The sequence below is a fragment of the Micromonospora alfalfae genome (genome assembly GCF_022230925.1).
Classification (GTDB): domain Bacteria; phylum Actinomycetota; class Actinomycetes; order Mycobacteriales; family Micromonosporaceae; genus Micromonospora; species Micromonospora alfalfae.
Map to the genome: position 1 here is coordinate 50,954 of NZ_JAKKFH010000020.1, position 8,720 is coordinate 59,673.

At 72.4% G+C, this 8,720-nt stretch carries 8 protein-coding genes; 2 read left to right on the plus strand and 6 right to left on the minus strand.

The window, feature by feature from the left end:
* Nucleotides 1-378 precede the first annotated feature (378 nt).
* Both MED01_RS17250 and MED01_RS17255 read right to left on the minus strand, forming a co-directional pair.
* Nucleotides 379-1,953: an FMN-binding glutamate synthase family protein gene (locus MED01_RS17250; RefSeq protein WP_238669599.1), complete on the minus strand. Its 1,575-nt coding sequence runs from the start codon at nucleotides 1,951-1,953 to the stop codon at nucleotides 379-381.
* An 88-nt stretch (nucleotides 1,954-2,041) separates the two neighbouring features.
* A complete protein-coding gene (locus MED01_RS17255; RefSeq protein WP_238669600.1) occupies nucleotides 2,042-3,151 on the minus strand; it encodes a peptidoglycan recognition protein family protein in 1,110 nt (369 codons plus the stop codon).
* A gap of 211 nt (nucleotides 3,152-3,362) precedes the next feature.
* Between MED01_RS17255 and MED01_RS17260 the strand changes: the two genes are divergently transcribed.
* Together MED01_RS17260 and MED01_RS17265 are read left to right on the plus strand one after the other, a co-directional pair.
* On the plus strand, nucleotides 3,363-4,475 hold the full coding sequence (locus MED01_RS17260) for a mechanosensitive ion channel family protein (RefSeq protein WP_238669601.1): 1,113 nt from the start codon (nucleotides 3,363-3,365) through the stop codon (nucleotides 4,473-4,475).
* A 247-nt stretch (nucleotides 4,476-4,722) separates the two neighbouring features.
* Nucleotides 4,723-6,051, plus strand: coding sequence for an MFS transporter (locus tag MED01_RS17265; protein WP_238669602.1), 1,329 nt, complete (start codon nucleotides 4,723-4,725; stop codon nucleotides 6,049-6,051).
* 46 nt (nucleotides 6,052-6,097) lie between these two features.
* Here MED01_RS17265 and MED01_RS17270 read toward each other — a convergent pair whose 3' ends face one another.
* From MED01_RS17270 to MED01_RS17285, 4 genes are all read right to left on the minus strand, one after another.
* Nucleotides 6,098-6,484, minus strand: coding sequence for a VOC family protein (locus tag MED01_RS17270; protein WP_238669603.1), 387 nt, complete (start codon nucleotides 6,482-6,484; stop codon nucleotides 6,098-6,100).
* On the minus strand, nucleotides 6,481-7,206 hold the full coding sequence (locus tag MED01_RS17275; RefSeq protein WP_238669604.1) for a hypothetical protein: 726 nt from the start codon (nucleotides 7,204-7,206) through the stop codon (nucleotides 6,481-6,483). Before MED01_RS17275 ends, MED01_RS17270 begins: the two co-directional genes overlap by 4 nt.
* A gap of 188 nt (nucleotides 7,207-7,394) precedes the next feature.
* Complete coding sequence (locus MED01_RS17280; protein WP_238669605.1) at nucleotides 7,395-7,811, minus strand: YchJ family protein; 417 nt, start codon at nucleotides 7,809-7,811, stop codon at nucleotides 7,395-7,397.
* Between the two features lie 100 nt (nucleotides 7,812-7,911).
* The coding region (locus tag MED01_RS17285) for an SGNH/GDSL hydrolase family protein (protein WP_238669606.1) at nucleotides 7,912-8,720 on the minus strand (809 nt) is incomplete at its 5' end.

Here is an 8,720-nt window from a genome sequence, read left to right on the forward strand (position 1 = left end):
CCCGCCGACCCGTGGCGCCCGTGGCGCCGATCATCTGGACGTCCGCGGTTCGGCGCTGTGCTCGGCCGGGTTGGCGCGGGCCGGTCGGTCGCCTCGCCGGGGCTGTTGCCGAACCGACGGCAGTTGGAGGGCATGTCGCGGAAACGGGCGATGACTGTCAGTCATATTGATGACTCACAGGCATCGCACGAATGAGCGAATAGGGCTCCCGGCCCGAGATCAGCGGGGTCGTAGGCCGGCGGGTCGGAGTCCAGGTCCGGTCGGAGGCCGGGGCGGGGGCGGGTCAGCGGCCAGGTCCGGTCCGGCCAGGTCCGGTCCGGCCAGGTCCGGCTCGGCTCGGCACAGCCCGGGTCGGGTCGGGTCGGGTCGGGCGCCATCTCAGCCGACGGCAGTGGCGGAGGGCGGGGCGCTGCCGCCCTGGGGTGCCTCCGGGACCATCAGCCGGATGATCTCCGCCTGGTCGGCGGGCGAGGGCAGTCCCCATTCCGGTCGGTAGCCGTACACCTGGTGCAGTGGGGTGGAGCCGGTGCGGCCGTCCAGGATCTCCACGGCGTCGGTGCCGATCAGGCCGGGGTGTTCGACGCCGCAGGCCTCGGCGACCTTGGTCAGGTCCCGGCGCAGCGTCCGCAGGTAGTTGGCCGCCCGGACCGACTTCGACGTCGGGTCCAGGCCCCGGGCGAGCCACGCGTTCTGGGTGGCGACGCCGGTGGGGCAGGTGTCGGTGTGGCACTTCTGCGCCTGGATGCAGCCGATCGCGAGCATCGCCTCCCGACCGACGTTGACCATGTCGCAGCCGAGCGCGAACGCCACTATGGCGTTGTCCGGCAAGCCGAGCTTGCCGCCGCCGACGAAGACCACCTGTTCGTGCAGATCCCGCTCGGCGAAGATCTTGTAGACCCGGGAGAAGCCCTGCTGGAACGGGAGCGACACGGAGTCGGTGAAGATCAGTGGTGCGGCCCCGGTGCCACCTTCGCCGCCGTCGATCGTCACGAAGTCCACACCCCTGCCGGTGTCCCGCATCAGGGTGGCCAACTCCTGCCAGAAGCTCAGGTCACCGACCGCCGACTTGATGCCGACCGGCAGACCCGTCTCGGCGGCCAGCAACTCCACCCAGTCGAGCAGGCTGTCGCAGTCGGAGAACTCGGCGTGCCGGGATGGGCTGACGCAGTCCTGACCGGCCGGGATGCCCCGGGTGGCGGCGATCTCGGCGGACACCTTCGCCCCGGGCAGCAGCCCACCGAGGCTTGGCTTGGCGCCCTGGCTCAGCTTGATCTCCAGCGCCCGCACCGGTGCGCCTGCGACCAGGTCCTTCAGCCGGTCGAGGCTGAACCGGCCGTGCTGGTCGCGGCAGCCGAAGTACGCGGTGCCGAGTTGGAAGACCAGCTCACCGCCGTTGCGGTGGTACGGCGACAGGCCGCCCTCGCCGGTGTTCTGCAGGCAGCCGGCGAGCGCCGCCCCCCTGTTGAGCGCGGAGATGGCATTGCCGGAGAGCGAGCCGAAGCTCATCCCGGAGATGTTGACCACCGACTCCGGTCGGAACGCCCGGGCGCGTCCCCGTGCCGCTCCGAGCACCTTCGCGCAGGGCAACCGCACGTCGTGCCCGGCTGTCGGTGACGACGGCGGCACGGCACGGCCGAACGTGCGGTGCTTGATGATCGGGTACCCGGGGGTGTACTCGATGTCGTTGTCAGTGCCGAAACCGAAGTAGTTGTTCTCCTGTTTGGCCGACGCGTACACCCAGCGGCGCTGGTCGCGGGTGAACGGCCGCTCCTCGTTGTTACCGGCCACGATGTACTGCCGTAGCTCCGGCCCGATCGTCTCCAACAGGTAGCGGGCCCGGCCGAGGACCGGAAAGTTGCGCAGCAGCGCGTGGTCGCGCTGGATCAGGTCCCGCGCGGCGAGGGCCGCGACGGCGGCGGCGACAGCGGGTACGGCTCGACGGGCCCAGGTCATGCCCGGGACTCTTTCCGCCCGGGCGGCGGATCAAACCGGTGAGCTGGCTGGTGGCGGTGCGGGTGCGGCCCGCACCGCCACCCCGCGCTCAGTGGTGCCGGAACGACTCGCGGACCGATCCGCCGACGACAGTGCACCACGTGCTCGTGCTGAGTTTGCCGTTGCGGGGCAGACCGTGCAGCGCCTGAAGGTCCTGCACCGCCCTCCGGGTGGCGTGGTCGTACGCCCCGGTGACGGTGACCGCGTACCCCTTGGTGGCGAGGATTTCCTGCACGGCCGTGACCGGCGCCCCGGCGGCGTGCTGGTCCAGCTCCGGCGCCAGCGTCTCCCAGGTCGGCGTGGTGAGTGTGGCGTCCACGTCCACCGCGATGCCGTTGCGGGCCTGCCAGTCCTGCACCGCCGCGACGGTCGCGGCGTCGAACGTGCCGCTGACGGTCACCGGGTAGCCCCGGTAGGCGAGCAGGTGCTGCACCACGCGAACCGAGGGGGAGTTGACGAAACGCCACAGATCCGGCCAGCGGCGTGCCGGCACGTCACCGAGCTTGGTGCCGAGGGCGGCGTGCACCCGCCGCCGCAGCTCGGGGAACTGCCGGTAGAAGGCCGCGCCCGGGCACTCGGTGGTGCGGAAGTCCCAGTGGCCGAAGATGTCGTGTGCGTGCAGCCCGTACTGCCGGCAGATCGCGACGCAGAGCTTGACCAGCGAGTCGGTCAACGCCTCGGGTGGCGTCTCGGTGACGTAGGTGCCCTCGTTCTCGATGCCGATGGCCCTGCCGTTCTCACCCGGACAGTGCGCCGAGATCATCTGCCGGTCGCCGGCTTCCAGGCGCTCCAGGCTGCCCCGGCGACCCTCCAGCACGTACCCGCCACGGCTCACTGTGAAGTGCTGGCCGGTGTCCGACCAGCCGTTGCCGTCCATATGCAGGTCCTGGCAGTCGTGGGCCAGCTTGACCGCCTGCTCGCGGGAGTAGTCGGTGACGTTCGGGAATGCCATGTGGTGCACGATGATCTTGTTGGTGGCGATGGCGCTCACCGACAGCGGGTCCTTCGGTGGGCGGGCGGCCCACTCGTCACAGCTGATGATCCAGTCCAGGTCGGCGCCCGGCGCGGCCTGTGCCGCGCCCGGGAAGGCGAGTTCGCTCCCGACGACGGCGACAGTGGCGGCGCCGAGACCGGCCCGCAGCAGCGTCCGGCGATCCACTTCGGAATGGTCGACGTGCATTGCGTCTCCTCCTGCGGCCGACGGCGGGGGGATGAAAAGTAGCTCCAGTGGCCGCACTTACTCCGGAGAATATTGCCAAGACTCGTCCCCGCGCCAGAGGGGCGGTCCTGCCTGGTCGGCGTTTCCGCGCGTCGGGTCGGGGGTAGGTCGGGACTGACCGTTCCGGCTGCCACATTTAAGGAATGACCAGATGAGTGACAACGTCAGCGACGCGGTGGGCGAGGCTCTCCGCTCGGTGATGCTCTTCCTGCCCAAGGCCGTCGCCTTCCTGGCGATCCTGGTGGCCGGATGGCTGATCGCCAAGGCCGCACTGAAGATCGTGGAGAAGGTCCTCGAACGGGTGGGCTTCGACCGCGCCGTCGAACGCGGCGGCATCCGCCGCGCGTTGAGCCGCTCCCGGTACGACGCCAGTGACATCGTCGCGAAGCTCGTCTACTACGCGGTGCTGCTGTTCACCCTTCAGCTCGCCTTCGGCATCTGGGGGCCGAACCCGATCTCCGACCTGCTCGGCGCGGTGATCGCGTGGCTGCCCCGCGCCTTCGTCGCGATCGTCATCGTCGTGGTCGCCGCCGCCATCGCCAACGCGGTCAAGGACATCATCAGCGGCGCGCTCGGCGGCCTGTCGTACGGCCGGGTGCTGGCCACCATCGCCTCGGTGTTCATCCTCGGCCTCGGCGTCATCGCCGCGCTCAACCAGATCGGCGTGGCCACAGCGGTCACCACTCCCGTGCTGATCGCCGTGCTGGCCACGATCGGCGGCATCCTCGTCGTCGGTGTCGGCGGCGGTCTGATCCGTCCGATGCAGAGTCGTTGGGAGTCGTGGCTGACCCGCGCCGAGCAGGAGTCGCAGGTGATCGCCGAGCACGCCCAGGCGTACCGGGCCGGTCGCCGCGACGCCGAGGCCGAGCTGGCTCGCCGGTCGGCCACCACCAGCGGCGCGGAGGCCACCCAGGTGGTGCCCCGGCCGGCCGCCGCCGACGCCACCCAGGTGGTGACCCGGCCCACCGACCCGGAGGCCACCCAGGTCGTCCACTTCCCGGTCAGCTCCGACGCCACCCAGGCGGTCGATCGCAGCGCCGTCGACGACGTGACGCCGATGCCGGCCCGGCCCTCCGCTACCGACGACACGACCCAGGTGGTCAGCGGCTCGGCCGATTCGGACACCACGCAGGTGGTGGGCGCCGGCGTCGACCCCGACGCCACCCAGGTGGTCACGGGCGGCACCGATCGCGCGGTGCCCGGGCAGCGCACCAGCGACGACGGTGAGACCACCACTGTCATTCCGCCGGTCGACAGGCGCTGACACCAGCGGTACGGCGGCGGGGCGGGATCGATCTGATCCCGCCCCGCCTCTCGTTGGCCACTCCGCCTCGCCCAGCCGGCGCGGTTCGCGTTGCCCGGCACACCGAAAGCGCTGGCCGTAGCCGCGCCGGTTGTCTAGCATCGCGGCCATGACCTGGCGACATTGATCCAGCAGCGTCGGCCGATCCCGTGGACCACCACGGGCACCGAACGTCCGGTGTCCGTCTCCACTCTCACGGGAAGGCCCCATGACCCGCATCGACTCGCGCGTGCCCGAGCCGGCGGTCCGTCGGCTGACGGCGACCCTCTACGGGTACTCGTTCCTCAGTGACCTCGTCCTGCTCTATCCGCTGTACGTGGTGTTGTTCGCCGACACCGGGCTGTCGGTGGGGCAGATCGCGTCGCTCTTCGTCATCTGGTCCGCCGCCGGCATCCTGTTCGAGGTGCCCTCCGGCGCCTGGGCCGACGTGCTGTCCCGCCGGCTGCTGCTGTGCCTCGCCCCGCTGGCGGCCGCCGCGGGTTTCGCGCTCTGGGTGCTGCTGCCGTCGTACCCGGCCTTCGCTGTCGGTTTCCTGCTCTGGGGCGCCGGTGGCGCACTGGTCTCCGGTGCGCTGGAGGCGTTGGTCTGGACCGAGTTGGACCGGCTCGGCGCTGTCGGCCGGTACGCGCGGGTGCTCGGGCGGGCGCGGACGGCGGGTGTGCTGGGCGTTGTGGTCTCCGGAGTGCTCGCCGGCCCGGTGCTCGCCGTCGGCGGGTACCCGGTGGTCGGCGCGGCCAGCGTGCTCGCCTGCCTGCTCGCCACGATCGTCGCGACCCGCTTCCCGGAGCACCGCACGCCGACCGCCGCGGCCGTCCCGGTCGCCGAGCCGGCGATGGCCGCCCGGCCGGTGGGTGCCGCACCCCCGGGACCGCACGAGCCGGACACCGTCGCGCCCGCGAGCCCGGACGACGATGGGGACCTGGGGTGGTGGGACACGCTGCGGGCCGGAGTGTCACAGGTCCGCACCCGCCCGCCGGTACGGGCCGCCGTGCTGCTGGTGGCCGTTGTCGCCGCCGACTGGGGTGCCCTGGACGAGTACACCCCGCTGCTCGCACTGGACACCGGCGTCGACGCGCGGGCCGTACCGCTGCTGCTCCTGCTGCTCTGGGCCGGAGTGACGGTCGGTGGGCTGCTCGCCCCGGCGGGGGAGCGGCTGGGCAGCCGAGGCTACGCCGCACTGCTGGGGCTGGTCGGCGTCGCGCTGGCCGCAGGGGCCCTGCTCCGGCACCCGGCGGGGTTCGTGCTGCTCGCGGTGGCCTTCGGGGCCGCGCAGTTGGCCACAGTGCTGGCCGACGCGCGGCTCCAGGCCCGGATCACCGGCACCACCCGCGCCACAGTCACCTCGTTGGCCGGGATGGCCACCGACGTGCTGATCATCGTGACGTACGCCGGCTACGGTCTGCTCGCCACGGCGGCCGGCAACGCTGTGGCGTTCGCGCTGACCGCCGGGGCGTACCTCGTGGTGGCGCTGGTACTGCTGACCCACCGCCGCCGGACGGCGGTGCCCGTCGGCGTGGCCGCGGCGGTGCCGGACTGACCGGGGCCCGGCGGCGGCCTCCTCGGGCCGCCGCCGGGCCGCACTGTCAGCCGGCCATGTGCAGGAACGACCACTGGTGGCCGTCGAGGTCGCGGAAGCCGCGCATGTACATCGGGCCGTTGGCCATCCCCGGCCCGAGCGACTCCCCACCCGCGACGGCCGCCTGGTCGACCAGTTCGTCGACCTGCCCTCGGCTCGACGCCGACAGCCCGATGATGACCTCCCGGCTGGTCGCCGTGTCCGGCGTGGCGACCCCGGTGTACGCCTCGAAGCCCGAGCGCAGGTGCAGCACCAGCCGGGTGGTGTCGGAGATGGTGAGCACCGTGCTGTCGCCGTCCGGCCCGGCCTGGTCGCTGGTGAAGCCGATCGCCCGGTAGAACTCGGTGGCGGTGGTCAGGTCGCGCACCGGCAGGTTGATGAATGTCATTGTCATCGGTGGTCTCCGTCCGTTTCGAGCAACACCTTCAGCGCGGTGAGCCGGTCCCGCCAGTACGCCTTCAACTCCGCGGCCTGCTCCGTTCCGATCAGCTTCTCGTGCAGGACGTTGACCCGGGCCTTTGACTCGCCGACAGCGTCGATACCGACGACGATCCTGGTGGGGCCGCCGGCCCAGTCGGCCCGGAAGCTGCGCGGCGCGGTGGCGGTGCGGACGCGCACGTCGACGTCGGGCAGCCAGCGGGCGCGTGCCGTCTCGTCGGCGAACGCCTCGAACAAGCGCAGCGCCGGCACTGCCACCGTCCGGCTCGCGCTGGCCTCGAAGCCGCCGCCGCGTCGTTGACCCGGCGCGCGCAGTCCGCGTGCCTGCTCGTACCCGACGGTGACGGTCTGCGCCCACCAGCCCGGCACCTCGTGTTCGGTGGCCAGGTGACGGGCGATCCGGGTGTGCGTCCACTCGGTGGCGGACGCGGCGTCGAGCACCGCGAACCACTCGTCCCAGCCGCGGCCGGTCCGGGCGCGGATCAGGTCGTCGGCGATCCGCTCGGTCTGCGCCGCGGCCGCCGCGACGGGCGGTCCGGTGGGTGCTGGCGGGGACGCGGCGGTGGACGCCGGCTCCACGGTCCGCTTGATCAGATGCCGACGGGCGGTGGTGTAGCTCTCGCCGGTCTTCTCCATCCGGGCCCGGACCCGGGCCTTGAACGATCTCTGGGTGGTCATCACATGCTCCCGGTCAACGGCACGGTCACCGGGACCCACGCTCCCGCCGACCCCGCCGGAGTGGGGCATGTGGCACCACGTCCCGAGGGCTCAAGGCCCCCTCTGCCTCCGCGTTGCCGACGGCGTGAGCGCCGGGAGGGAGGTGCGGCGCAGGACTACGCCGACGTCATCCTATGCCCGAACAGCCGTCAGGGTTGGTCACCGTCGAGGTAGACCCACCTGCCGTCCTCGCGGACGAACCGGCTGTGTTCGGTCAACGTGCCGGGCCGGCCCGCGTCCCGGTAGTGGGCGTGGAAGGTCACCGTGCCGGCGGTGTCGAGCAGGCCGCCCCGCTCGGTCTCCACGATCTCCAGTCGGGTCCACCGCTGCCCCGGGTCGAGCTCCAGGGAGGCGGGCCGGGTCGAGGAGTGCCAGCTGTGCAGCAGGTAACCGGAGTCGCCGAGGGCGAAGGCGCTGAACCGGGAGCGCATCAACGCCTCGGCCGTCGCCGGGGCGTCGCCGCCGTGCGCCGGCGCGCAGCAGTCCGTGTACGCCCGACCGGAACCGCACGGGCACACCCGTCCCGTCGTCGCGTTCGCCCGCCAACGTCCCGCACCCTTACCCACGTTGCCATCCTGCCGCACCCGCTCCAGGGCCTGCGTCAGAGCCCCTGGCCGGCCGCCGTGGAGCCTGCCTCGGCTCGACCGACGACTGTCACCGCAGGGCCTAGTCCAGCGGCACCGGCAGCGGCACCGGCCGCTTTGCCACCCGGTCGTCGCCCGACGACTGGCCCCGCAGGTGCCGGGCCAGCCAGGGCAGCAGGTGCCGGCGGGTCCAGGCCAGCTCGGCGCCGAACACCTCGCCGCGGCGCCGCCGGGGTGCCGGCGGCAACGGCCGTGTCCAGGAGTCGTCGAACCCGGGCAGACCCGCCGTGTACGCCAGTGCGGCGGCGATGCGCTCGTGCCCGGCGCTGTTGGCGTGCAGCCGGTCGTCGCTCCACAGCCGGGGATCGGAGGAGACCGGGTGGGCCCCCAGGTCGAGGAGCGTGGCGCCGGTCCGTGCGGTGGCGGCCCGCAGCGCCTCGTTGAGCGCCAGCATGCGACCACGCAGCGGCCGGGCCAACGGCATCACGGGCGCCGGATCCGGCATCGTGAAGGTCAGCACTGTCGCCCCCTGCTCGACCAGTGCCTGCTGCATCGCCGCGACATCCCCGGCGACCTGGTCCGCGTCGAAGGAGGGGCGCAGCACGTCGTTCATGCCGGCGACCACGGTGGCCAGGTCGGGGGCCAGGTCGAGGGCGGGCTGGAGCTGCTCGGCCCGGATCAGCGCTGTGGTCCGGCCCCGGATGGCCAGGTTCGCGTATTCCAGACCGCCCTGGGCGCGGGCCACCGCCAGGGCGAACCGGTCGGCCCAGCCCCGGTAGCCGCCGACGCCGTCCGGGTCGTCGAGCCCTTCGGTGGTGCTGTCGCCGATCGCCACGTACCGCTGCCACATCACCCGCGCGAGGTTAGCCCGCCCGAAACCCCCACACCCCC